The sequence below is a fragment of the Curtobacterium phoenicis genome (assembly GCF_047238015.1).
Taxonomy (GTDB): domain Bacteria; phylum Actinomycetota; class Actinomycetes; order Actinomycetales; family Microbacteriaceae; genus Curtobacterium.
In genome coordinates, this window is record NZ_JBDFLZ010000002.1 from 1618593 (window position 1) to 1643558 (window position 24966).

The 24966-nt window shown below is 72.2% G+C and carries 22 protein-coding genes; 9 read left to right on the forward strand and 13 right to left on the reverse strand.

The genetic code is table 11. The features are described 5' to 3' along the window. Positions 1–246 precede the first annotated feature (246 nt). From ABC270_RS07960 to ABC270_RS07975, 4 genes are all read left to right on the forward strand, one after another. On the forward strand, positions 247–1236 hold the full coding sequence (locus tag ABC270_RS07960; RefSeq protein ID WP_412880282.1) for a helix-turn-helix transcriptional regulator: 990 nt from the start codon (positions 247–249) through the stop codon (positions 1234–1236). A 41-nt stretch (positions 1237–1277) separates the two neighbouring features. Then, complete coding sequence (locus ABC270_RS07965) at positions 1278–2885, forward strand: long-chain-fatty-acid--CoA ligase (RefSeq protein ID WP_412880283.1); 1608 nt, start codon at positions 1278–1280, stop codon at positions 2883–2885. Positions 2886–3022: 137 nt separating this feature from the next. Beyond that, complete coding sequence (locus ABC270_RS07970) at positions 3023–4477, forward strand: MFS transporter (protein ID WP_412880284.1); 1455 nt, start codon at positions 3023–3025, stop codon at positions 4475–4477. Positions 4478–4695: 218 nt separating this feature from the next. Further along, the gene (locus tag ABC270_RS07975; protein ID WP_412880285.1) at positions 4696–5490 is read left to right on the forward strand and encodes an alpha/beta hydrolase; all 795 of its coding nucleotides are present in this window, start codon (positions 4696–4698) and stop codon (positions 5488–5490) included. A 66-nt stretch (positions 5491–5556) separates the two neighbouring features. On the opposite strand, the gene ABC270_RS07980 is transcribed toward ABC270_RS07975, so the two are convergent. From ABC270_RS07980 to ABC270_RS08010, 7 genes are all read right to left on the reverse strand, one after another. Then, entirely contained in the window at positions 5557–6249 is a 693-nt protein-coding gene (locus ABC270_RS07980) for a DUF6766 family protein (protein ID WP_412880286.1), read from the reverse strand. Between the two features lie 170 nt (positions 6250–6419). Next, positions 6420–6896, reverse strand: a complete 477-nt coding sequence (locus tag ABC270_RS07985; protein WP_412880287.1) for a hypothetical protein — start codon at positions 6894–6896, stop codon at positions 6420–6422. A 34-nt stretch (positions 6897–6930) separates the two neighbouring features. After that, complete coding sequence (locus ABC270_RS07990) at positions 6931–7317, reverse strand: hypothetical protein (protein WP_412880288.1); 387 nt, start codon at positions 7315–7317, stop codon at positions 6931–6933. A 122-nt stretch (positions 7318–7439) separates the two neighbouring features. Beyond that, entirely contained in the window at positions 7440–7916 is a 477-nt protein-coding gene (locus tag ABC270_RS07995; protein ID WP_412880289.1) for a hypothetical protein, read from the reverse strand. An 11-nt stretch (positions 7917–7927) separates the two neighbouring features. Next, entirely contained in the window at positions 7928–9685 is a 1758-nt protein-coding gene (locus ABC270_RS08000; protein WP_412880290.1) for a hypothetical protein, read from the reverse strand. Continuing rightward, positions 9685–9969: a hypothetical protein gene (locus ABC270_RS08005; protein ID WP_412880291.1), complete on the reverse strand. Its 285-nt coding sequence runs from the start codon at positions 9967–9969 to the stop codon at positions 9685–9687. The genes ABC270_RS08000 and ABC270_RS08005 overlap by 1 nt, the downstream gene beginning before the upstream one ends. Before the next feature lie 75 nt (positions 9970–10044). Then, positions 10045–10653 carry a dihydrofolate reductase family protein gene (locus ABC270_RS08010; RefSeq protein ID WP_412880292.1) on the reverse strand — a complete coding sequence of 203 codons (609 nt, stop codon included), beginning with the start codon at positions 10651–10653 and terminating at the stop codon, positions 10045–10047. A gap of 219 nt (positions 10654–10872) precedes the next feature. On the opposite strand from ABC270_RS08010, the gene ABC270_RS08015 reads away from it, so the two are divergent. Further along, complete coding sequence (locus ABC270_RS08015) at positions 10873–12408, forward strand: protein kinase domain-containing protein (protein WP_412880293.1); 1536 nt, start codon at positions 10873–10875, stop codon at positions 12406–12408. Between the two features lie 6 nt (positions 12409–12414). Here ABC270_RS08015 and ABC270_RS08020 read toward each other — a convergent pair whose 3' ends face one another. From ABC270_RS08020 to ABC270_RS08045, 6 genes are all read right to left on the reverse strand, one after another. Then, the gene (locus ABC270_RS08020) at positions 12415–12894 is read right to left on the reverse strand and encodes a tetratricopeptide repeat protein (protein ID WP_412880294.1); all 480 of its coding nucleotides are present in this window, start codon (positions 12892–12894) and stop codon (positions 12415–12417) included. Positions 12895–12936: 42 nt separating this feature from the next. Beyond that, positions 12937–14868, reverse strand: coding sequence for a DUF6807 family protein (locus ABC270_RS08025; protein ID WP_412880295.1), 1932 nt, complete (start codon positions 14866–14868; stop codon positions 12937–12939). Beyond that, positions 14865–16607 (reverse strand): hypothetical protein, encoded by a 1743-nt coding sequence (locus tag ABC270_RS08030; protein ID WP_412880296.1) that lies wholly within the window; start codon positions 16605–16607, stop codon positions 14865–14867. Before ABC270_RS08030 ends, ABC270_RS08025 begins: the two co-directional genes overlap by 4 nt. Continuing rightward, complete coding sequence (locus ABC270_RS08035) at positions 16607–17596, reverse strand: carbohydrate ABC transporter permease (protein ID WP_412880297.1); 990 nt, start codon at positions 17594–17596, stop codon at positions 16607–16609. Before ABC270_RS08035 ends, ABC270_RS08030 begins: the two co-directional genes overlap by 1 nt. After that, positions 17593–18555: a carbohydrate ABC transporter permease gene (locus ABC270_RS08040; RefSeq protein ID WP_412880298.1), complete on the reverse strand. Its 963-nt coding sequence runs from the start codon at positions 18553–18555 to the stop codon at positions 17593–17595. The genes ABC270_RS08035 and ABC270_RS08040 overlap by 4 nt, the downstream gene beginning before the upstream one ends. A gap of 75 nt (positions 18556–18630) precedes the next feature. Next, the gene (locus ABC270_RS08045) at positions 18631–19914 is read right to left on the reverse strand and encodes an extracellular solute-binding protein (RefSeq protein WP_412880299.1); all 1284 of its coding nucleotides are present in this window, start codon (positions 19912–19914) and stop codon (positions 18631–18633) included. Positions 19915–20167: 253 nt separating this feature from the next. Here ABC270_RS08045 and ABC270_RS08050 point away from each other — a divergent pair, with 253 nt between their 5' ends. From ABC270_RS08050 to ABC270_RS08065, 4 genes are all read left to right on the forward strand, one after another. Beyond that, positions 20168–21169 (forward strand): LacI family DNA-binding transcriptional regulator, encoded by a 1002-nt coding sequence (locus ABC270_RS08050; RefSeq protein ID WP_412880300.1) that lies wholly within the window; start codon positions 20168–20170, stop codon positions 21167–21169. Positions 21170–21470: 301 nt separating this feature from the next. Further along, positions 21471–22715, forward strand: coding sequence for a Gfo/Idh/MocA family protein (locus tag ABC270_RS08055; protein ID WP_412880301.1), 1245 nt, complete (start codon positions 21471–21473; stop codon positions 22713–22715). After that, positions 22712–24019: a DUF993 family protein gene (locus ABC270_RS08060; protein ID WP_412880302.1), complete on the forward strand. Its 1308-nt coding sequence runs from the start codon at positions 22712–22714 to the stop codon at positions 24017–24019. Before ABC270_RS08055 ends, ABC270_RS08060 begins: the two co-directional genes overlap by 4 nt. A 50-nt stretch (positions 24020–24069) precedes the next feature. Further along, on the forward strand, positions 24070–24933 hold the full coding sequence (locus ABC270_RS08065) for a sugar phosphate isomerase/epimerase family protein (RefSeq protein ID WP_412882058.1): 864 nt from the start codon (positions 24070–24072) through the stop codon (positions 24931–24933). Positions 24934–24966: the final 33 nt, after the last annotated feature.

Sequence of the window (24966 nt, forward strand, 5' to 3'; positions counted from 1 at the left end):
GCGGCTGAGCACGCGAGCGGAGACGGACGGGAGGCGCGTGGCGGCGCGGTCACGGGCCTCCCGTCCGTCGCCCGGTCGCGTTCCGGCCCGCCGGAAGCGTCCGGCCGACCACCTCCCGCCGCCGCGGGCAGCGTCACGCCAACCGGTTGCACGCGACGGGTTCGGTGCGCATCGCCGTCCCGAGGCGTGCGCGCCGCGTCGGGGCGTCGCTCGCTCCGACGGTGGACGACCTGCCATGATGCCCACATGGGATCGACCGCACCGGAGGAGGGCACACAGTCCTTCCGCCGCTTCCGCGTCGAGACCATCAGCGAGAACCGCAGCCCCGAGATCGACCGCACGTACGGGATCGTCGGCGGCGTCGGCGGCGCGCTCGAGGCCTACACGTACGTCGGAGCCGGGGACGCCGACGTGTCGATGCGTGGCGCCGAGGTCGAGGGCACGCGCTCCGGCCGGCTCGACCCCCGCCCGGACCACATCGTCTTCTGGATCGGTGACGGCACCGCCACCATCGAGGACTGCACCGACGGTGCGGTGCTCACGGCCGAGCCCGGACACCCCGTGGTGCTGTCGGCGTCCGTGCCGTACCGGTTCACCGCGGACACCCGCAAGATCACGATGCTCCACCTGTCCGACCGGATCCTCCGTCAGGCGCTCGCCCGGCGTGCCCAGGTCGTGCACGGGCCGCTCGTGTTCGGCCAGCAGCCGGACATCGCGTCCGCGCTCGGTCCCCTCCGCGCGATCCTCCGCAGCCGCGCCGCCGCGCTGACCGACGAGCAGGTCGACGGAGCCCGCCGCGACGCCCTGAACGCCGAGATCGCCGCATCGGTCGTCGACGCGTTCCCGCTGGTCGCCCCGGACGCGGAGGAACCGCCCTCGGCCGCACTGCGTGCCGCGCACTGGATGCACGAGCACGCCGCGGACGCGATCGTCCTGCGCGACATCGCGGCCGCGGTCGGGCTGAGCGAACGCGGGCTGCAGAGCGCGTTCCGCCGGCGGTTCGACGAGACCCCGATGGAACGGCTCCGGGCTGAACGGCTCGACGGTGCGCGGACGGACCTGCGCTTCGCCGAGCCGGGCACGCACGTCCGGGACGTCGCCCGACGGTGGCGGTTCGGCCACTTCGGCCGCTTCGCCGCGAACTACGCCGAGCGGTTCGGCGAGTCGCCGAGCGAGACCCTGCGACGCGCCCGCGGAGGTGCCGGCAGCGGAACACCGCCCGAGCAGCGGCCGTAGGATCGGGCCACACGTTGCGTCGACGGAGATGAGAGACCGGCATGACCGACACCCAGCACAGCCCCCGCCGTTCCCAGGCCACCGCCTCGGTCGCCGCGATCCTCGCCGAGTCGGCGCACCGGTTCCCGGACGACGTCGCCGTGGTGGTCGGTGACCGGCGCACCACCTACGCCGACCTGTGGTCGCAGACGCTCGGGTACGCGGGCGCACTCCGGGCCCGTGGCATCCGGGAGGGCTCGCGGGTCGCGATGCTCGTCCCCAACGTCGAGGACTTCCCCCGCGTCTACTACGCCACCCTCGCCCTCGGCGCCGTCGTCGTCCCGGTGCACGCGCTCCTGAAGCGCGGCGAGATCGAGTACGTGCTGCGCGACGCCGACGTCTCGCTGCTCGTGTGCGCGGCACCGCTCCTCGGTGAGGGTGCGGCGGGTGCGGCCCTCGCCGGGGTCGACGTCGTCACGGTCCTGGCTCCGCCGGCCGCGGGAGCCGACGCGCAGGCCGCGACCGACGCGCCCGACCGGCTCGAGGACCTCGCGCAGGCCGCCGAACCGCTCGACACCTACGTCCCCCGTGACCCGTTCGACACCGCCACGATCCTCTACACGAGCGGTACCACCGGCCACCCGAAGGGCGCAGAGGGCTCGCACTTCGCCCTGCTCGAGCAGGCGAACACGAACCTGCTCAGCACGTTCGACCTGCACCGCGGCGACGTCCTGCTCGGCGCGCTCCCGCTGTTCCACACGTTCGGCCAGACCTGCACGATGAACACGGGCTTCCGCGTCGGCGCGACGATCGTCCTGCTCCCGAAGTTCGACGGCGACGGCGCCCTCGCGGCGATGGTCGAGCACCGGACCGGGGTGTTCATGGGCGTGCCGACGATGTACATGGCGCTCCTGGACGCTGCCACCCGAAACGACGCCCGGCCGCCGCTCCGGTACGCGATCTCGGGTGGGGCGTCCCTGCCGCTCGCCGTACTCGAGAAGTTCCAGCAGGTGTTCGACGCCCCCGTGCACGAGGGCTACGGCCTCACCGAGACCTCGCCGGTCGCGTCGTTCAACCACGTCGGGACGACACCGCGGCCCGGCACGATCGGCACCCCGGTGTGGGGCGTCGACGTGGAGATCGCCGACCCGGAGACGCAGGACCGCATCGTGATGCTCCCGCACGGGCAGATCGGTGAGCTCGTCATCCGCGGCCACAACCTCATGAACGGCTACCTCGACCGCCCGGAGGACACCGCGGCCGCGATCGTCGACGGCTGGTTCCGGACCGGTGACCTCGGCACGAAGGACGACGACGGCTACCTGACGATCGTCGACCGCACGAAGGACATGATCATCCGCAACGGGTACAACGTGTACCCGCGTCAGGTCGAGGAGGTCCTCGCCCGGCACCCCGACGTCGCGATGGCCGCCGTGTTCGGCACGCCGCACGAGCAGCACGGACAAGAGGTCGAGGCCGCGGTCGTGCTCCGTGCCGGCGCGACGGTCACGCCGCAGGAGCTGATCGACATGGTGGCCGCGGAGATCGCCGCCTACAAGTACCCACGCGTGGTGCACGTCCTCGACGCACTGCCGCTGGGGCCGAGCGGCAAGGTGCTCAAGCGCGAGCTCGTGCAGCAGTTCAGCAAGGAGTCCACGACGACCCCCTGACCCGGAGGCTGCGCTGACCCCAAGGTTGCGCCGGGGCGAGCGGCGTGTGACACTCGCCCCAGAGGGAAAACCGCCCGGAAGGGCGCACGGACACGGCACCGAACGGGCCGCTACTTCTTCACGACGAAGGAGTACCGGTGTCCAGCACACCCGAGTCCACCATCACCGCCCACACTGGGCCCACTGCACCCGCCCGCCTCCGTGACGCCTGGCTCGCCCTCGCCGGCCTGTCCGCGGTGTTCCTGTTCGAGATGCTCGACAACGCCGTCCTCACCGTCGCCCTGCCGACCATCGGCCGCGAACTCCACGCCTCGACCGTCGGCCTCCAGTGGGTGACCAGCGCCTACTCGGTCGTGTTCGGCGCCACCATGCTCCTCTTCGGCGCCGTGGCCGACCGCTTCGGCCGCCGCCGGGTGATGCTCGCGGGACTCGTCCTGCTCGCCGTCGCGAGCGCCGCCTCCGCCCTCGTGCAGACCCCTGCCGAACTCATCGCCGTCCGCGCGGTCACCGGCCTCGCCGCCGCGATGACGACGCCCGGATCGATGGCGCTCGCGTTCCGCCTGTTCGACCGACAGGACCTCCGCATCCGCGCCCTCACCGTCATCTCGACGGCCGGACTCGTGGGCTACGCGGTCGGTCCGACCGTGGGCGGCTTCGCCCTCGCGGTTGTGCCGTGGCAGGCCCTGCTGCTCGTCGACGTGCCGGTCGCCCTGCTCGCGATCGTGGGGATCCGCGCGGGCATCGCGGCCGACCGCACGGAGGACCTCCACCCCGACCGCATCGACGTCGGCGGAGCCGTCCTCGGCACCGTCACGCTCGTCGGGGCACTCCTCACCCCGACCGCGTACGTCGAGGCCGGGCCCGCCGTCGGCAGCGCAGCCCTCGTCGCCACGATCGTCGCCGCGGGGACGTTCGTGTGGCGGGAGCGGGCGGCGGCCCGTCCGCTCCTCGACCTCGCCCTGCTCGCCCGGCCCCTGGTCGCGAGCGGCCTGGCGTACAAGGCCGCCGCGGGCCTCGCGGTGTCCGGCCTCACCTACCTGACGACCCTGCAGCTCCAGTTCGTGTGGGGCTGGGCGCCGTCCATCGCCGCGATCGCGATGCTCCCGATGATCGTCGTCCTGCTCGTCGGGGGACGGTTCGTCGGCCCCTTCGTCGAGCGGGTGGGCACCGGCACCGCCGCATGGACGAGCTCCAGCGCGATCGTCGCGGGGCTCGCGGTCGCAGCGCTCGGCGGCCGTGCCGGGTACGCGTGGATCGCGGTCGCCCTCGTCCTCGTCGGTGCGGGCATGCGGGTCGTCGGAGCGGTCGCCGGCAACGACGTCCTGCACGGCCTCCCGGCGGACCGGACCTCGATCGGCGCGGCCCTGGTCGACACGTCGAGCGAGGTCGCGACCGGCGCCGGCACCGCGGTCGTCGGGACGGTCCTCGCCGCGCTCGTCCCCGGGAGCATCACGGCCGGCGCGTGGTCCGCGGCTCGGCACGCCGCCTTCCAGGACGGGCTCACGGTCTCCGGGATCCTCCTGACGGCGCTCGCGGCCGGCATCGTCGTCGCCGGTCTGCTGCGGGCGCGCAGCGGCCGCGTCGCGGCGTGACGGCCTGAAGGCGCGGTGCCGGTGCGCGGACCTGCTCACCTGCACCGCGCCTCCAGGCCGGTACGCGGCGCCGGTACGCGGTGCCGGTGCGCGGACCTGCTCACCTGCACCGCGCCTCCAGACCGCCCGCTGCCGGCGCAGCGCGCCGTCGTCGTCCGGTACCGTGACGGCACGCACCGCCGCCGACCCGCGGCCCGACGTGACGAGGACGACACGACATGACGACGACCGAACGCACCCTCGACGGACCCCACGGGCCGCTGCGCATCCGGGTCCACACGACCGACGGCCCCGCGCGCGCCGCGCTCGTCTGGTCGCACGGTGGCGGCTTCATGTTCGGCGACCTCGACATGCCCGAGTCCGTGCAGACCGCCCGTGAGCTCGCTGCCCGCGGCGTCACGACCGTCGAGGTCGAGTACCGCCTCGCACCGAGCGACGAGCGCCCGGACGGCGTCCACTTCCCGGTGCCGCAGGACGAGGTGCGGCACGTCCTCGCCGCCGTCCGCGCCGATGCGTCCCTTGACACCGGCGGCCGGGACTGGGCGATCGGGGGAGCGAGCGCGGGGGCCTCCATCACCGCCTCGGCCGCGCTCCGGCTCGTCGCCGACGGGGCAGCGCCGCGGCAGGTGCTGCTCGCGTACCCGACCGTGCACGCGGAGCTGCCGCCGCTGTCCGACGAGCTCGCGGCGGCGATGGAGGGTGTCGATCCGGCTCGCCGGTTCACGCCCGAGTCCGTCAGCAGGATGAACGCCAACCACGCAGCCGGTGCCACCGACGGGGTGTTCGCCGGTGGAGCGGACCTCACCGGCTTCCCGCCGACCTGCATCGTCGACTCCGAGCGGGACGACCTGCGGGCGAGCGGTGCGGCCTTCGCCGAGGAGCTCCGAGCCGCCGGCGTCCCGGTGACGTACGCGGTCGAGCCGGGGACGTTCCACGGGCACCTCAACGACGAGGGCAGTCCGGCGGCGCTCCGGACGATCGACCGGTTCGCGGCGTTCCTGCTGGCGAACTGACGGGGTGGGGTCGTGCGGGGCACAGCGCGCCCGCTCGACCACCCGCCCCGCGGGCCGAGTCGGGTCTCAGTCGCCGGTCTCGCTGTCCGGTGCCGCCACCGGCTTGGACTGGCTCGAACCCCGCTGGCGCAGCCAGACCGTCGCGACCACCATCACGGTGATCACGAGGAACTCGGACTGCCAGTTCTGCATCGACTCGAACCAGAACTGGGACGTCCCCAGGTACTGCCACGCGGTCACCACCGAGCCGCCGTGCTCGACCTGCTCCTCGTTGTAGGCCGCGGCACCGCCGATGACGTGCCCGACGACGCTGCCGAGGAAGAGCACGGCGAAGAGGAGCAGCAGCGAGTTTTCGTACAGCACGAGCGCCACCCCGCCGCGACGGACCGGCCACGGAGCGCGGCGGTCGTCCGACCGATCGCGTGGATCGGCGTCCTGGTCCGCGTCGCCGTCGAGGGGCTTCGACTCGCTCGACCCCTTCTGGAAGAGGAACGTCGTGAGCACCACGTACGACCCCATCTGGAGGAACTCGCTCTCCCAGTTCTCGAACGTCGCCTCCGCGAAGTCGCCGCTCGCGAGGAACCCCCAGAGCGACTCGACGGCCGCACCGTGCAGGAGCGCGTCGTGCACGGACACCCGCCACCCCGCGAGCACCATGCCGACGAAGCACAGCAGGAACACCGTGGCGTTCGCGAGGAACAGGCCGTTCCGCCGGGCCCACGTCCACTCGCCGGGGCGGTCCCGGAGCAGCACGGTCATCAGTCGGACCTCCCGTCGTCGTGCGGTCGGGGCCGAACGTACTGCGGCCGGCCCGACCGGCGGCGCAGGAGGGGACAGCCTGCGCGGGATCCACACACGGAGCCGTGCGGGTGCGTGCTGACCGGGGACACGCAGCCGGGCGCCGGCCTCCGCGGGCGGCCGCTCGTTGGTCAGCCGTCCGTGAGCGACCCTGGGAAGCACGGCGAGAAGGACGAGATCCGGACGTCCCGGTCCTCGCGGTAGATCGTGACCAGGTACTGGTCGTCGTCCGGGCCTGTGACGGTCAGGCGCGCCGCTCCCTTCGGCGTCCGGTCACGCGCACGGGAGTAGCCGTCGGGCTCGACCGCGTGCAGGATCGCGTCGTACGTCTGGTCGACGTCCACCGGCGTGGCGAGGGTGACGTGGACCCCTCCCGCGGTCTGGACCTCGTCCTGCGAGCACGAGAGCAGCACCCATCGGCGGTCGTTCTCCTCCGCGACCGAGCCGGCCGGGAAGGCCTCGACGATGCGGTGCTGGAGCGCTCCGGTCCGAGCCTCCGCCTGCGCTCGGGTGTCCGGGGGTGTCGACTCCCTGTCCCGCTCTGAGCCGTGCGTTCCCGAGCACGCCGCGAGTACCCCGAGCGAGAGGACGGCGATGGGCAGTGCCACGAGCCGGTCCCGCGGACGACGTCGTCGAGCCGTGTCAGCCATCGGCGAGCGAGCCCGGGAAGCACTGCGAGAAGGAGGAGATCAGCACGCGTCTCTTGTCGTTCTCGATCGCGACGAAGTACTGGTCGTTCGCCTCGCCCGTGATGACGAGCTGCGTCCCGCGTGCGGTCGTGCTCTGTTCTCCTCGGTACCCCTCTGCCTCGACTTCATGCGTGATCGCGTCGTAGGTCTCGTCGATCGGGACGGCCCGGGCGAGTGTCATGGTCGCGCTGATCGAGGACTGTATCTCGTTCTCCGAGCAGTCGAGCAAGGCCCAGCCGCCTGTGCTCGTGTCACTGACAGCACCACTCGGAAAGGCATCGATGATCTGACGCTGCGTGGCAGCAGTGTGGTGCTCCGCGTCGGTGCGCGTCTCGAGCATGGGCATCCTCGAGGTGGGGGCTACACCGGCGGGGTTACCGGCGCACGCAGCCACCGGGAGCACGGCCATCGTGCTCAACGCGATGATTGAGGCCATCCGCACCCATGACCCCGGTTGAGACGTCAGCCGTCGGTGAGCGTGCCGCGGAAACATTGCGAGAAGGAAGAGATTTGGACGCGCTTCGTGTCGTTCAGGATCGAGACGAAGTACTGATCGTTCCTTTTCCCCGTGACGACGAGGCGTGGTCCGTGTGAGGTTTCCCCTCGCTCCGCCGTGTATCCATCACCTTCGAGGCCGCGCATCATGCTGCTGTAGGTCGCGTCCACCGGTACGGACTTGGCGAGGATCAGGTCGGCGCCGATCGAGGATTGCACCTCACCCTCGGAACACGACAACAACGTCCAGCTCCCGGTCTTGGTCTCGGCCACAGATCCAGAAGGGAACGCCTCGATGATCCTGCGTTGGACGTCTGAAACCCGCTCCTCGGCCTCTTGACGATCGACCGAAGCGTTTGATGTCGGCTGTTCAGACACGGTGGGACCTCCGGCGCAGGCAGTGAGGGCGAGCAGAAGGGTCGCACTCAGCATGAGTGTTGCCACGTTTCTCGCGCTCATCGGGCGATGTCCAATCTCAGGTCGTCGAGAACAGCGCGGTTGTCATTGATGCGTGCAACCCGATTGTGTTCATCGAGTAGGTACCCGTAATCGTACGGGTTGATGTCGTCCGGCTTCGGACCGTAATAGGCGTCGTGCTCGAACGCCGGATTCCAGCGAGGATTGTTGCCGTCCCACACGTGGCGTGTCGCCTGCCCGACCTGCAAGATGTCGACGTAGGAGTAGTCCTTGTACTCGGTGAGGGCGTTCGGCTTCCAGTCCTGCGGCATGCCGGCGCCGGAGAGCGAGTCCACCTGGTTGTACATGGCCCCGAGCGTCTCCGAGGTGGTGATGTTGGCCGTTCCCCAGCTGTGACCGATGGCTGTGGTGAGGGCGTTCGTCATGTTCGGATCCGTGCTGATGCCGGCGGCGAGCTGTCGAAGCCGCTCTGCCGGCCCGAGCGCGAACTGGGGGTCGTTCGCCTCCTGGATGCCTCCGACGCCTGCGGTCTGCTCTCCGGGGAACACACCGTCCTTCGCGACGAAGACGACCGTTCCGTCGGTGATGTTGTCGTGGAGCCACTTGCCGACCTGTTGGATGCCGCCGTTGTAGAACCCCTCCATGTTGCTGAACGTCCCGGGCACGTACGTGATGACGTGCTTGGTGTCGGGCGCCGGCGTGCCGTACATCTCGATGATCCGCTTCTGGGACGGATCGTAGAGGTACAGCTGGTGCTCGGGGGGTTGCTTGACCACGCCCTCGAGGTAGTCAATCTCCTGCTGCAGCGCGGCGATCTCGTCACGGTTCGCCTTCGTACCGTGGCCGAGCGCCTGCCCGAGGATGCCCTCGGTGAGCTGCAGCGCGGCGAGTCGAGCCTTCGCGTCCTCGAGCCGGTCGGCGGCGAGGCTCCGGTTCGCGGCGACCCGCGCCTGCGCCGGCACGCCGTTCAGCGCCCCGATGATCGCTGGGACTGCAGCGACCAGAGCCGACTGCTCCGCCGAGAGGCGTGTGTCGTCACCGGCCCCGAGGGATTCCCACCACGCGCGGACGGCACCCGGGTCGGCGGTCTCGATCCGGGCCGCCACGTCGGGGTGCTTCCGGAGGAACTCAGCGGCGTCGTCCGCGCTCATGCTCTGCAGCAGAGCCAGGAGTGTCAGCGGCGTGGCACTCGCGATGTCCGAGTCGGTCAGTCGTTTCGGCAGGCCGTTGGCAGCCCGGGCGTCGAGCGCATCGGCGCAGGCGCGGTCGGCTGCCCGGCGGCGTTCGACGAGCGCGTCCCACTCGAGGTCGATGCTGCGGACCTCGGTCACCGCGTCGCTGACGTCGTCGGCGCGTCGGTTCGCGATGCTGCTCGCGCTCGCGATCTGCTCGGGTGTGCTGTCGGACGAGCGTGCGGCGTCCTGTGCCTCCGACCTGGCACTGCTCGCAGCTGCCTGCGCGTCCGTCAGCGCCTGGGCAGCGGACGCGCGGCGTGTCTCGAGATCGCGCTGGTCTTCCTGGATCGCGGTCAGTGCGGTCGCGTAGGTCTCGAGAGCGCTCGCTTGCTCGTCGAGAGCGACGGCGAGGGTGCCGACATCAGTGGTGAACGCGCCGACGTTCGCCTGGAACGGTTCCTTCGCGCGACCCCGCCAGTCAGCGGTCTGACCGTCGTGCGCCAGCACACGCAGCGATCGTGCCGTGTCGCGGAGGTCGTCGGCCTTGTCTCGTCGAGATGCCGCGATCGCTGAGACGGCAGCGGGATCGCCCTGCCCCGGATCCGTGTTCGTCCAGGCCATCAGCGACCGTCCAGCTGTGCCGCGAGTTCACCCTCGGTCGACGAGATCTGGAACGCGACCTGGGCGGGGTACTTCCCGATGGACGTCAGCGACTCCGCGAGGACCTCGCCGCGGTCGGTGATCGTCGACCCTGCCTCGCCGAGCGCAGCTGCGACCATGGGAGAGCCGAGGGCGTCCTCGCGCGGGTCGGCGATCGAGCGGTCCATGCGCACTGACCACGGCAACGGCGCCATGGCGTGTGTCAGGGCATCGAGTGACGCCGTGTCGACCTGTAGATCCCCCACGCGGACCCCCTCCGTGCTCGCAGACACGATATCGCAAGGGGGGCAACCGATCGCCAGCGATCTGTGTACAACATGTCACCGCGCGCGCAGCACATCCCACCGCCGCAGGACCACACCGTTCGTGAACCGCTGCTCCTCGAGCAGCGCGAGCCGCACCGGAGCCCGCTCGCCGGACCGCGGCGGGTCGAACAGCGGCCGTCCGCCGCCGAGCACCGCGGGGTGCGTGAACAGCATCAGCTCGTCGATGAGCCCGGCATCGAAGAGCTGCGAGGCGAGGTCCGCCCCACCGACCCCGACATCGCCCTCGGTTTCCTGTCGGATGCGGGCGAGCTCCTCGATCGCCCGGCCGTCCGAACCGATCACGCGCGTGCCGTGGTCCGCGGTCGTCCGGGTCCGCGAGACGAGGACCTTCGGCTGCGCGGTCCAGATCTCGCCGTACTCGCGCTCGACCTCGGTCAGGGACTCGTCGGAGCGGGCGTCCGGCCAGTACGGGTCCATCATGTCCCGCACCACCCGGCCCTCCACCGAGAGCACCATCGCTGCTGCACGCCGGTTGAACTCGCGGTGCAGCTCGTCGTCGATGCTCACCCACTCCGGGCCGTCCGGGCCGTCGTGCTCACCGGGCGCCCGCTCGATGAATCCGTCGACGGACACGTTCATCCAGTACACGAACCGTGCGGGCATGGCGACTCCCTCGGCGGACCTGCGATGCCGCGATGCTACGCCGCGCGGCCCGCGGCACGGTCCGGTGCGCGAAGCCGCGCGGGCCGCGGCACGGTCCGCTGCGCGAAGCCACCCGGGCCGAGCCGCGATCCGCTGCGCGAACCTGCGCGGAGCGTTCCGGGCACCGGACCGGCAGGGATGGGAGGATGCAACGTCAGACCCACCGAGCACGAGGACCCCATGACGCACGACGACGCAGCGCCGCTCCTCGACGGCCGGTACCGGGTCGAAGGGGTGATCGGTCAGGGCGGCATGTCCGTCGTCTACCGGGCCACCGACGAGGTCCTCCGCCGACCGGTCGCCGTCAAGGTGTTCCACTCGGGCTCCGTCGACATCGCCCGGCAGGACGCAGAACTCGGGGTGCTGGCGTCCCTCGAGCACCACAACCTCGTCGGCCTCCTCGACGCCGGTGTCCTCACCAACGCCGACGGCGCGCAGCAGCGCTTCCTCGTGATGTCGCTCGTCGTCGGGCAGGACCTCGAGGCGCGGCTGAAGGTCGGCCCGCTCGCCGTCCGGCACATCGCCGAGGTCGGGTTCGACATGGCCGAGGCGCTGCACTACATCCACGCGCACGGGGTCGTGCACCGCGACATCAAGCCCTCGAACATCCTGCTCGTCGACTACGGCCACGACGCCGACCGCGCGCGGGCCCGGCTCACCGACTTCGGCATCGCCATCGCCGAGGGCGCCGAACGGCTCACCGCCGACGGCGTCACGACCGGAACCGCCGCCTACCTCAGCCCCGAGCAGGCGCGCGGTGGTGAGGTCGGACCGGCGAGCGACGTCTACTCGCTCGGTCTCGTCCTCCTGCAGTGCTTCACGCGCCGACGCGAGTTCCCCGGATCCGTCGTCGAGTCGGCGATCGCCCGGCTGTCCCGCGACCCGGTCGTGCCCGAGCCGCTGCCCGAGCACTGGAAGGACGCGCTCCGCGCGATGACCGCGCAGGACCCGGCCGACCGGCCGCTCGGAGCGGAGCTCGTCGCGATGCTCCGCGACGTCGTCATCGCCGACACCTCGGCACCCGACCACGTGGTCGACCCGGACGGCCTGGAGGCACCCACCGCCCCCGTCACGCAGCTCACGCCCGACAGTACGCACGACAAGGGCACCCAGCCCCCGTCCGCCGGCGGGTCGGCTCCGGCAGCCGTCGCACCATCCGGTGCGCACGCTGCGGCAGCACCGGCGGGACCGGCAGCACCGGCGGGACCGGCAGCGCCGGCGGGACCGACCGACCGGCCGGCCACGCTCGACGAACTCCCCGAAGAGGCCCTGCACCGCACCACCGCGATGGCCGCCCGGCTCTTCGACGCGCCCATCGCGCTCGTCGAGGTCCTCGACGAGGACCGCGAGTGGTCGCAGTCGTGGATCGCCGACGGCGTCGACCCGTCCGCGCGCAAGATCAGCTTCCGCAACGGCTTCGCACCGGTGCCGGAACCGGTCGTCATCCCCGACGGCGCCACCCACCCGGAGATGCGGGAGAGTCCGCTCGTCACCGGGCCGCTCGGCATCCGGTTCTTCGTGAGCGTTCCGCTCGTGAAGCACGACGGCACGACGATCGGGACCCTCGCGGTGCTCGACGCGAAGCCGCGGGAGGCGACCGAGGCCGACCTGGCGAACCTCCGCGACCTCGCGGCGCTCGCCGTGGCGCAGCTCGAACTCCGCCAGGAGTCGTTGCGGACCACGAGCGACGCCCTGCCCCTCGACCGCCCCCGCTGATCCGCGTCAGGCGGTGAGCGCCTCCGCGTACGCCCGCACCGACCGGTGGTAGCGCGGCAGCGTCGGCTCGACGGCCTCGATCGCCACCCGGAGTGCCTCGTCGACCCGTCCGGCACTGTGCAGCGCGAGCGCGAGGAAGACCCTCGGCGCGGCCCCGATCGCCGGGTGCTCCGGTGCGTGCTGGAGCATCGCGATCGCCTCGTCGACCCGGCCGAGGTTCCGGAGGGTCGACGCGTGCTGCACCACCATGCGTGCCGCGCGGTCGGGGTCGACCTGGGCGAGGCCGGCGTCGGTGGCGGCGGCGTACTGCTCGTCGGCCTCGGCCTCGCGGCCGGTGGAGTCGTACGCGCCACCGAGTTCGAACGCCCCGAGTGCCGGGTGCGGCGCCGCGGCTGCGAGGGACGTCATCCGCGCCACCAGGTGCTCGTCGTCGAGGTCCGTCGCCCAGGTCTCGGCGACGTCGTGCTCCCACTGCGCATCGGTCATCCCACGACCGTAGCGTGACGGCCGCGCCCGGTCAGGGCCGGATCAGCGCCCGTCGCGGATCGACGCCCGGAACGACCGCACCAGCGGCACGTCCGGCCTAACCGTCACGGGGGAGCGCCAGGCCAGGGCCGACCCGACCGCGGGGTACTCGGCGACGCGGACGAACCACGGGTCGTGGTGGTCGAGTGCGGTCACCCGGATCGTCGCCGGACCGCCGTCGAAGTCCGCGGCCCACTCGATCCACGGCGCCACGGACCCGTGCACCGCGTCCTCGCCGGTGGCGTCGGCCGTCCGGACGGACACCCGGTCACAGGTCGGGAACCGCCAGAAGAGCCCGCCGTACCCGGCTCCGACGCGCCCGTTCGACCCGGGGCCGCCGAGCCGGACCGGCGCGGACCCCGGTGCCCGGAACGACGACGACCAGTCGAGCGACCACCCGTCCTCCTGCGCCGCCCAGGTCAGCACACGGTGCTCGTGCAGGACGACCGCGCCGTCCGGGCCGCGCCAGATCAGCTCGTGGCCGAGCCACCCCGGACGCTGCTCGGCGTGCACGACGTCGACACGGCCGTGGTCGTCGCGCCACACGTACCCGTCGCCGTGCACGTAGGTCCGGCCGCCCCAGCAGTTCACGCCGTCGACGTCGGGGATCGCGACCCCGAGACCGCAGTGCCAGTCGTGGTCGCCGGGGTGGTGCGCCGACACGGTCACGCCGGCACGGGTCCGGACCGGGTGCAGGTACGGCCGAGGCGACGACGTCGGGATCGTCCCCGAGCCGTCGAGGACGGTGGCGACCGTGGCGCCGTCGATCCGGAGCGTCGCGAGCACGTCGTCGTGCACGGGGTGCGCCCACGGTGCGCCGACCTCCGAGAACAGCGCGAGTCGGTCCGCCGCACGCTCGACGATGGCCTCGACGTCGGCGACGAGCGGTCGGCGCGTCGGCCCCTCGCCCTCCCACGTGACCCACGGGTGGTCGATCTGCACGGGTTCGGCGGCGCGGACGGCCTCGAGGACCTCGACGAACGCCCCGGTGGAGGCGAGCGGCACGAGGAGCGGCGTTCCGGTGGCCCGGTGGTCGAGCAGGTTCTCCAGCAGTTCGGTCCGCTCGTACGTCGTGGTCGTCCCGTCGACCGTCACGTCGTCGGTCGTGTAGCCGAGGACGGCCCGACCGGTCGCCCCGGTGACCCGGACCGTGGGGAGCACCTCGGTCGGCGCGCACAGCGTGAGGGCGGCGGTGGCCTCGCGTCCCGCGGTCGTCGTGACCCGGACGGTCGAGGTGTCGTCGCCCTCGATCGCGTTCGCGCGGTACAGCTCGACCTCGACCCGGGCGACGTCGGCGGCTCGTCGACACCCGACGAGCGCGAGCGCGGTCGCGACGGCGTGCGCGAGCGGATTCGTCACGACGCCGTCGAGGACGTCGACCCCGGCCACGCGTCGCCTGCCGGCCCAGCCCGACCGCGACCAGTAGGCCTGGTCGCGCGTCCACGTCCCGACCGCGGCGGCCGACCGCACTGCACCCACGACCGATCCGTCGCGGAGCGCCGGGAGCGCGGCCGAGCCGAGGCTCTGGAACCCGACCTGCACGACCCGCCCGGTGCGCCGTTCGGCGTCGAGCAGGTCGGCGAGGGCGGCGCGGGTCGTCACGGGCGGCTTCTCGAGCAGGACGTCGGCGCCCGCCTCGAGGGCGGCCAGTGCGAGCGGGAGGTGCGCGCCGATCGGCGCGGCGACCACGACGACGTCGACCGCGCCGTGTGCCCGTGCGGCGGTGACGTCCGTGACGACGGGCACGCCGCCGTCGGTGTCCGTGCCGAGGGTCGGGTCGACGACGGCGGTCAGGACGCACCGGCCGGCGGCGACCATCCGGTCGATCGTCGCACGGTGGTGCAGTCCGTACCCGCGGGCGCCGACCAGGACGATGCCGGGAGGCCCGTCACCGGCCCGTCCCGCCGGTCGCGGTCCGCCGTGGGTCACGGTCACCGGGTCGCGGCCGTCGCGTGGTCGGTGGTCGCGACGTCGGTGGTCGCCGGACGGGTCGGGGCTGGCGTGCTGATGACGACACGAGCACGTCCGGGAGCGCGGCCCGTGATGTGGACGTGCTGCCCTCCGGGACGATCGGTGCCGCCGAGGAACGCGTAGTCCTGCCCGGGCGCGTAGAACGCCGGCTGCTCGTGGCCGGTCCCGCCTCCGGGGCCGAAGGTGATCGACGAGTCCCCGGCGCGGTGGGAGCCGGTACCCGCGACGAGGACGGTCTCCCCGGTCGCGGCGTCGGTGCTCACACCGGTCACCGTACCCCCGTCGCGGAACGTCAGCTGCAGCGACCACGGCACGTCGGCGCCGTCGGTCTGCAGGTCGAGGACCACCCGCTCGGACTCGACGGCGATCGTGACGACCGTGCGGAGGGACACGGTGTGGACCGCGCGTGCGCCGAACGCCATCGACCCGGAGAACCGACCCTCGTCGGTGAGAGCGTAGGCACCGTCCGCTCGGCGGTCGTCGGGCGCGAGCGGTTGGTGGTACCCGGCGGACACCGTCTCGCTCAGTCGCCACCGACCGTCCCCGAGCGCCTCCAGCGAGGTCGGCCGGAACGGCCCGAGGCCGAAGAACTCCCGCGAGAGCCGGACGTCGGAGAGCACGGCGTCGCCGGACAGCACGCGCAGGAACGTCGGGCTGTTCGCGAGCCCGGACCGCACGTGGCCCTGCGCCGGCACGTCGGAGCCGGCGAAGAGCACCACGTCCCGGAGCTCCTCGCGGACGTGGACGAGCCGGGCATCGTCGAACACGGTGGTGCCGAGGGGGAGCGGCGACGGTGCGGGCAGCGGTTCGGCGAGCAGCGGGTCGGTCATCGCGCGCGCTGCCGTCACCGCGGGCTGCCACATCGGCGCGACGGCGGCGCGGGCGGCCACGGCGGCGAGGTCACCGCGCTGGTCGAGCACCGCGACGTGCCAGAGCAACGGGGCGAACGGCCCGATCCCGAACGGCTCGGACTGGTCCTGTCGGCGGGACTGAACAGTCTCGACGGTGTCGTCGCGGAGCAGCAGCGCGAGGGTGGCGTCGAGCGACCGGCGGACCGGGTCGAGGAGCGCCGGCCGGTCGAGCACGTCCGCGAGCACGAGGAACGACGGGCACGAGACCGCGGCGGCGTAGTTGGGGCTCCGCTCGGACCACAGCCCGTCGGCGTCGATGTCCGGCCCCTCGGCGAGCCACTCGTGGATGCGCTCGACGAGGGCGGCCGAGGGGTGGAGGCGGTGGGTGCGGGCGAGCGCCGCGCTGATCTCCCACCGGTGGTTCGGCGTGTGCACGCCCCCGGACAGGAGCGCCGGCGTCGCCCGCTCGACGATCCGGTCGAGGTCGACGGCGAGGGCCTCGGCGGCGGGGTCGCCGTCGCGCAGCGGCGCGAGCAGCTCGAGGGCGTCGCACACGTCGTTCACCGTGAACGCGGAGTCCGGCGGCGACAGCACGTTGTCGCCGCCGACGAACGTCCCGCCGGCTGACTGCCGCGCGGCGAGGTGCCGGACGTACCCGTGCGCGGTGGCGAGGTCGTCGTCGATGAGGCGAGCCGTGCCTCCCGGCCGATCGTGCCGGACCCGGGCGCCCACGAAGGCGAGGGCACGCGCCATCAGTTCGCGGTGCGACAGCGCCGCCGGGTCACCGGGCGACGCCCGCCAGGCGGCGAGCTCGGCCTCGGCGGCGGGACCGACCGCGTCGAGGAACCCCATCAGTCCTTGAGTCCCGCATTGAGGTCCGCACCGTTCACGTACTTCTGGAACACCAGGTAGATGAGCAGCAGCGGCAGGATCGAGATCACCGACGCGCCGAGCAGCACGGTCCAGTTGACGTTCTCGGCGCCGACGATGCTCTGCAGGGCGATCTGGATCGTGAACTGGTGCGGGTCGTTGAGCACGAGGAGCGGCCAGATGTAGTCGTTCCAGCGCCACTGGAACGAGAAGATCGCGAGCGTCAGCATGATCGGGCGCGAGATCGGCAGCATGATCCGGAAGAAGATGCCGAACTCGCTCGCGCCGTCGATGCGGGCGGCCTCGACGAGGTCGTCCGGCACGGTCAGGAAGAACTGTCGGAACATGAAGATGCCGGTCGCGGTGATGATCGACGGCACGATGATGCCCGCCAGCGAGTCGTACATGCCGAGGTCGCGGATGACGATGAACGTCGGCGCGAGGATGACCTCGGTGGGGAGCATGGTCGTCGCGAGGATGCACACGAAGAACACCTTCAGCCACCGGTTGTCGTACTTCGCGAGCGCGTAGCCCGTGGCGGCGCTCGCGAACACCGTCAGGACCGTCGTGACGAGGGCGACGACGATCGTGTTGCCGAAGTAGCGGGCGAAGTCGAAGCTCTGCCACGCCTCGACGAAACCGGACACTGACCACTGCTTCGGGAAGAGCGTCAGCGGGTAGGAGAACAGCTCACCGCCGGGCTTGAACGCGCTGAGGACGAACCAGAGCACGGGGAACCCGAAGCCGATGATGAACACCCAGAGGAGCGCGCTGACCGCGATCGCCCTGGGCTTCGGCACCTGGTCGAAGCCGCCGCGGGTGGCGCCGCGCTTCGCGGCGCGCCGGGCAGCCCGACGGGCCGCTCGCCCGTTCGCGGTCGTCGCCGCACGGGTCGCGTCGTCCGCGTCCGGTCGGGCGGCGTCCGGGTTCGCGGCGCCGGGCGCACCGGCTCCGGGGAGGGTCGTGGTCATCGGCGCTTCTCCGTCCGACGGTTCAGGGCCAGCTGGATCAGGGCGATGGCCATGAGGATGAGCATGAGCACCATCGACGCCGCCGAAGCGTAGCCGATGTGGGCGTTCTGGAACCCGTTCGTGTAGATGTACTGCACGAGCAGGTTGTTGTCGGTCCCGGGCCCGCCGCCGTTGAGGGCCTGGATCGTCGCGAACTCCTTGAACGCGCCGAGGGAGGACAGCAGCACGACGATGAACGACGTCGGCGCGATGCTCGGCAGCGTGATGGAGCGGAACTGGTGCCAGGCACCGGCCCCGTCGAGCGCTGCCGCCTCGTAGTACGACTTCGGGACGTTCCGGATCGCCGCCACGAACAGGAGCATGTTGAACGCCGACCCCGCCCACGCACTCGCGAGCACGACGACGAGCAACGAGAGGTCCGCGTTCGACTGCCACGGGACGGCCGTGCCGCCGAGCGATTCGATGACGAAGTTCGCCAGGCCGAAGTTCTCGCCGAACATCCACCGCCAGATGACACCGGTGACGATCGGGGAGATGAGCCACGGGACGAAGAACACGATGCGAGCGACGGACTTGCCCTTGGCAGCGGGGCTCGTGAGCATGAGCGCCATCGACAGCGACAGCACGAAGCCGAGCGGGACCGCGACCACCGCGTAGAGCACGGTGCGGAGGAGGGCTGCGTAGAAGGTGTCGTCCTGGAAGAGCTCGACGTAGTTCTGCAGTCCGATGACGTTCGGGGAGACCACGCCGTTGTAGTCGGTGAACGAGTAGCCCAGGCCGATCACAGCCGGCCAGACGAAGAACACCGCGAACAGGACGACGTTGACGCTGACGAACAGGATCGGCGCGAGGACGGGCTTGCGGACGCCGGAGCGGCGGCGGCTCCGGCGGCCGGAGCCGGGCGGGCGGACGGTGTCGCTCGACGGCACCGCGCGGGGGACGGCGGTCTGGGTGCTCACGGTGGTCCTCTTCCTTCGTCGGGTGTGGGTGGGGGAGGCGGACGGGCCGGGCGCTCGCGCGCCCGGCCCGGTCCGTCAGCCGACGTGGTCCTCGTAGTACTTCGTGATCGTCTCGAGCGTCTGCTTCGCCGACTGCTGACCGTTGATGAGCTTGCCCACCTCGGTCGTCGTCGGGTCGGTGCCGAGCTCCTTGCCCTCGACACCCCAGCGGGCGCTCTCCTTCGCGTAGGAGCTCGAGATCGGCGCCGCCGCCTCGATCTCCTTCTGGTAGAGCGCGAACGAGTCCTTCGCCGCCTGCGACTCGAACGGGTACGTGATGTCGAGGCCGGACTCGACGGGGAGGAACCCGTTGGTCGTCACGAGCTTCGCGTAGTTCGTCGGGTCGTACATGTAGGCGATGAACTTCTTCGCCGCCGCGCCCCTGGTGTCGGAGTTCTCGAACCCGACGATGTTGCCGCCGTAGTTGATCTCCGTCGCGTGGGTCGGGTCGGCCGGGGTCGCTGCGCTCGCCCACTCGAAGTCGGTGATGTTCGACGCGAAGTCAGAGGACTGCCAGACGCCGGAGAAGTACGCGACGACCTGACCGCTCTTGAACAGCGCGTTCGGGTCCTGCCCACTCGTCCACACGGACTTCGGCATGGTCTTGTCGTCGTTCATGTCGGCGAAGTCCTGCAGGGCCTTGACGGTCTTCGAGTCGGTCGGGAAGGACCCGTCCTTCTCCTGCTGCATGAAGTCGGTGCCCTTGGTGAACATGTACGCGCGGAGCCGCGAGGGCGACGAGTCGAACACGAGGTCGTACTTCGCGCCGGTCTTCGCCTTGACCTGGTCGGCCTTCTGCAGGAACTCGTCCCACGTCCACGCCTTGGCCGGGTCGGTCGGGTAGGACACCCCGGCCTTGTCGAACAGCGACTTGTTGACGAACAGTCCGGCCGCGGTGACGTCGGACGGGATCGAGGTGATCTTGCCGTCCTTCTCCTTCGCGATGATGTCCTGGTCGATCTTGTTCGCGCCGTCGTCGACGATGGACGACAGGTCCACGGTCTTGCCGGTCCAGATCGGGTCGATGCCCGCGGCGCGGACGACGTCCGGGAGCGAGTTCGCCTGCGCCGACTCGCGGAGCTTGGTCTGGAGGCCGTCGTAGGGCAGGTTCACGATCTTGACCGAGACGCCGGTCTTCTTCTCGTAGGAGTCGGCGAGGTCCTGGTACCCCTTCTCCTGCGCTGTGGAGGTCGACAGCCAGAAGGTGAGCTGGTCGACCTTCCCGCCGTCCGAGCCGGAGCCGCCGGACGCGCAGCCGCTCAGGAGTGCGAGCGCGGCGATGCCGCCGGCGAGGGCGAGCATTCTCTTGGAGGACTTCATCGTCACTGCTTTCGTTCGGGACCACGGCGTGCGCCGCGGGCGAGCGTTCAGGGGGTCTCGGCCGAGTGCCACAGGTCTACACGAGGAGGAACCGCTTGGCAAGCGCTTTCCTAAATCATGTGATGACAACGCGACCTGCGCCTCTGCACGGCGCGGAGCAGGGCGGAAATCGCTATCCTCGCGCACAGACCGCTGTCGCGGTCCGGACTGGAGGCACGACATGCCGGAGCGGAGCACGGTCACCCTGGCAGACGTGGCCGAGCGCGCAGGCGTGTCGCTCGCCACCGCCTCACGAGCGCTCAACGGCAGCGCGCGGAAGGTCCGGCAGGAGTCGCTCGACCGCGTGCACGCCGCCGCGCAGGAGCTCCGCTACACCGCCAACGTGCAGGCCCAGGCGGTCGCCCGCGGGACCACCACGACCCTCGCCCTCGTCGTCGGTGACATCGCCGACCCGTACTTCGCCGCGATCGCCGCCGGAGCGATCCGGGCCGCCGACGAGGCCGGGCTCGTCGTGACGATCACCTCCACCGGCGGGGACGCCTCGCGCGAGCAGGACGTCCTCGCGGTCGTCGCCGGCCTCCGCCCGCGGGCCGTGGTGCTCGCCGTCAGCCGCAGGCTCGGTGCAGCCACCGACACCGGGGCCGCGGTGCAGGCACTCGTCGCCGGGGGAGCCGTGGTCGCCGCCCTCGTGTCCGACCTCGACGGCGGGTCCGTCCCCGGCGTCGAGGGACTCGTCATCCGCAACCTCAGCGGAGCCGCCGCGCTCGCGGGCGCCCTCGTCGAGCAGGGCCACGACACCTTCGCCGTCCTCGCCGGCGACCCGACGCTCGCCACCGCGCACGCACGGTACGAGGGGTTCGTGGCCGGACTCGCCGCGCACGGACTCTCGGTGCCGGACGAGTGGGTCGTGCCGTCGGCCTTCACCCGCGACGGCGGACACCGGGCGATGGAGACCCTGCTCGACGCCGCCGCCGGGGGAGCGGCACCGCTGCCGCGCTGCGTGTTCGCGGTGACGGACCTCATGGCCGTCGGGGCGCTCGCGGCGATCCGGGAGCGCGGACTCGTCCCGGGCGTGGACGTCGGCGTCGCCGGGTTCGACGACGTCCGGATGCTCGCCGACGTCGTCCCGGCGCTCAGCACCGTGCGCTTGCCGCTCGAGGAGATCGGCGCGCGTGCGGTCCGGCGGGCGCTCGGCACGGACGCGGGCGGCGCGGTCGACGGCCAGGTCGTGCTGCGCGCGAGCACGGCCCGGTAGCCCGCGGTGCGGCGCCGGGCCGCAGGGTCCCGGCTGGACCGTGCGCTGGCTGCGACGCACCGGTGCCCGCACGTCCAGGTTCCACAACACGCCGCGTGCTCGGTGCCGAGGTTCCGCGGAGCGCCGCTCAGGACTCCGCGAGTCCAAAATTTTGGAACCTCAGCGCGGGCGGGCGGGGGTCGAGTCACCCGTGTGCGAACCGTGTCCGAGGGGCTGCGGACCGCTCGCCCCGTGGTGTACGGTGCCTGGCAAGCGCTTTCCACACCGACGGAGGCGGCCACGGCGAGCAAGGGAGCACGCGATGACCACACGCACGATCGGCATCATCATGCACGGCGTCACGGGACGCATGGGGTACCGCCAACACCTCGTCCGCTCGGTGCTCGCCATCCGCGACGAGGGCGGCGTCCTCCTGCCCGACGGCACCCGCGTCCAGCTCGAACCGCTCCTGGTCGGACGCAACGCCGCCAAGCTCGAGGAGATCGCCGCCCGGCACGGCCTCGAGCACTGGACGACCGACCTCGACGCCGCGCTCGCCGACGCCCGCTGGGACGTGTTCGCCGACTTCGCCGTCACGAGCGCACGTGCCGGGGCCATCCGCAAGGCCATCGCCGCGGGCAAGGCCGTCTACACCGAGAAGCCGACCGCCGAGACCTCCACCGAGGCCCTCGAGCTCGCCCAGGCCGCCGCGGACGCCGGCGTCCCGAACGGCGTCGTGCACGACAAGCTCTACCTCCCGGGCCTCCGGAAGCTCCGCCGGCTGCTCGACTCCGGGTTCTTCGGCCGCGTCCTCAGCGTCCGGGGTGAGTTCGGGTACTGGGTGTTCGAGGGCGACTGGCAGGCCGCGCAGCGCCCGAGCTGGAACTACCGCAAGGAGGACGGCGGCGGCATCGTCGTCGACATGTTCCCGCACTGGAACTACGTCCTCGAGCAGCTGTTCGGCCGGGTCGAGTCCGTCTACGCCCGAGCCGTCACGCACATCGAGCAGCGGTCCGACGAGCAGGGCCACCCGTACACCGCGACCGCCGACGACGCCGCGTACGGCGTGTTCGACCTCGCCGGGGGCATCACCGCGCAGATCAACTCGAGCTGGGCCGTCCGCGTCGACCGCGACGAACTCGTGGAGTTCCAGGTCGACGGCACGCTCGGCAGCTCCGTCGTCGGGCTGTTCGGATGCCGGATCCAACCGCGTACCGCGACCCCGAAGCCGGTGTGGAACCCGGACCTCCGCGACGACCGCGACTACCGCCAGCAGTGGCTCGAGGTCCCCGACGAGGAGTACGGCAACGGCTTCCGCGCCCAGTGGGAGGACTTCGTCCGCGACCTCGTCGCCGGCCGCCCGCACCGCTACGACCTCCTCTCCGGTGCCCGCGGCGTCGCGCTCGCCGAAGCCGGTCTGCGGTCCAGCGCCGAGGGTCGACGCATCGACCTGCCGGAGCTGCGCCTGCGCAGCCGGGCCGAGCCGCGCCTCCAGGCCGATGCCGAGAGGGGCGCGGCGCAGGCCGCTGCAGCGCAGACCGCCGACGTCGAACCGGTCAGCGCATGAGTGCCCGCCCCGACGGGCTGACGCTCCTCGCCGACGACGGCACCGTCACCACCGAGCCGCTGCGCGAGCCGCTCGCCGTCACGAAGCCGGCGGCGCCGCTCACCGAGCGCGTCGCGTACGCCGCCGCGCACGTCGTCCCGCGCACCGCCGCGGACAACACCCCGGGAGCACCGGCCGACCTCGACTGGGACGCCACCCTCGCCTTCCGCCACCACCTCTGGTCGTGGGGACTGGGAGTGGCCGACGCCATGGACACCGCGCAGCGCAACATGGGTCTCGACCCGGCGGCGACGCGTGAGCTGATCACCCGCAGCGCCTACGAGGCGCGGTCCGTCGGCGGCCGGCTCGTCGTCGGGGTGAACACCGACGACCTCCCGGACACCGCCGCCAGCGAGCAGGAGGTCGTCGACGCCTACGTCCGCCAGCTGCACGACGCGGAGGACGCCGGTGCCGGGGTCGTCCTCATGGCCAGCCGCCACCTCGCCCGCCTCGCCCGCAGCGAGCCGGACCCCGCCGCGACCTACCGCCGCGTATACGCCGCGGTCCTCGCACGGGCATCCGCGCCGGTCGTCCTGCACTGGCTCGGCGAGGCGTTCGACCCGGCGCTCGCCGGCTACTTCGGCGCGGGAGCCGGAGCCACCGCGCGGGACGGACGCAGCGGCGTCGCCGCCGCGAACAGCCGTGGCGTGGCCGCCGCGAACAGCCGCGGCGCGGCCACCGTCCTCGACATCATGGGCGACGCCGGCGACCGCGTCAGTGGCATCAAGATGAGCCTCCTCGACGCCCGCGCCGAGACCGACCTCCGCGCGCGGCTCCCCGAGGGTGTCCGCATGTACACGGGCGACGACCACCACTACGTGGACCTCATCGCCGGTGACGGCGCGCACCACTCGGACGCCCTGCTCGGAGCGTTCGCGGCCCTCGGCCCCGTCGCCTCCGCCGCCGTCCAGGCGCTTCCCGACGAGGTGGCGTTCCGCGAGCTGCTCGGCCCGACCGAAGCGCTCTCGCGCCACGTCTTCAGCGCGCCCGTGTGGCACTACAAGACCGGCATCGCCTTCCTCGCCTGGTTGAACGGGCACCAGCCCGCGTTCACGATGGTCGGCGGCCTGCACGCGGGACGCTCGCTTCCGCACCTGTCCGAGACCGTCCGGCTCGCGAACGCCTGCGGTGCCCTCGAGGACCCGCCGCTCGCCGCGCAGCGCTGGCACGACCTCCTCGCCCTGGCAGGGGTCGCGGCTCCGGCGACGGCCGGGAGGCGCGGCTCGGCCCCCGACGCAGCGCACCTCGCTGGGGTGGTCGCGTGACGACCGGGGGCCGCCTCGCCCCGGCCGTGCACGCCCTCGACACCGCGTCGATGCCGGCTCCGCACCCGCGGCTCTCGATCAACCAGGCCACCATCAAGTACGCGAGCCTCGGCGAGGCGCTCGACGTGGTGTCGTCCGCCGGCGTCGGCGCGATCGGCACCTGGCGTGAGCCGGTCGCCGCCGTCGGCCTCGACGACGCGGTGCGCGTGGTGGCCGACTCCGGACTCCGGGTGTCGTCGCACTGCCGCGGCGGGTTCTTCACGCTGCCGGACGGCCCCGCGCGGACCGCCGCGCTCGACGACAACCGCCGAGCGATCGACGAGACCGCGGCGCTCGCCGCCGCCGGCGCGCCCGGTTCCGAGGCGGTCCTCGTGCTCGTCGCCGGCGGCCTGCCGGACGGGTCGAAGGACCTCGTCGGCGCTCGTTCCCGGGTGTCGGACGCGCTCGCCGACCTCGTGCCACACGCCCTCGACGCCGGCGTGCGGCTCGCCGTCGAGCCGCTGCACCCGATGTACTGCGCCGACCGTGCGGTGGTGTCGACGCTCGCACAGGCACTCGACCTGGCCGCGCCGTTCCCCGCTGCAGCGGTCGGCGTCGTCGTCGACACGTTCCACGTCTGGTGGGACCCGGCGCTCGAGACGTCCGTCGCCCGGGCCGGGGCTGCCGGACGGATCGCGTCGTTCCAGGTGTGCGACTGGACGACCCCGATCGCCGCCGACCCGCTGCTCTCCCGCGGCGTGATGGGCGACGGGCACGTCGACTTCGGGCCGGTGACCGCTGCCGTGTCGGCGGCCGGGTGGACCGGGGACGTCGAGGTGGAGATCTTCAACCAGGCCGTGTGGGACGCGCCGGCGCGGGAAGTCGTGGACCGGGTGGTCCGGGCCTTCGCCGCGGAGGTGCCGCTGCCACGCTGACGTGGGGGCGCTCCCGCTGACGCACGGCGTCGT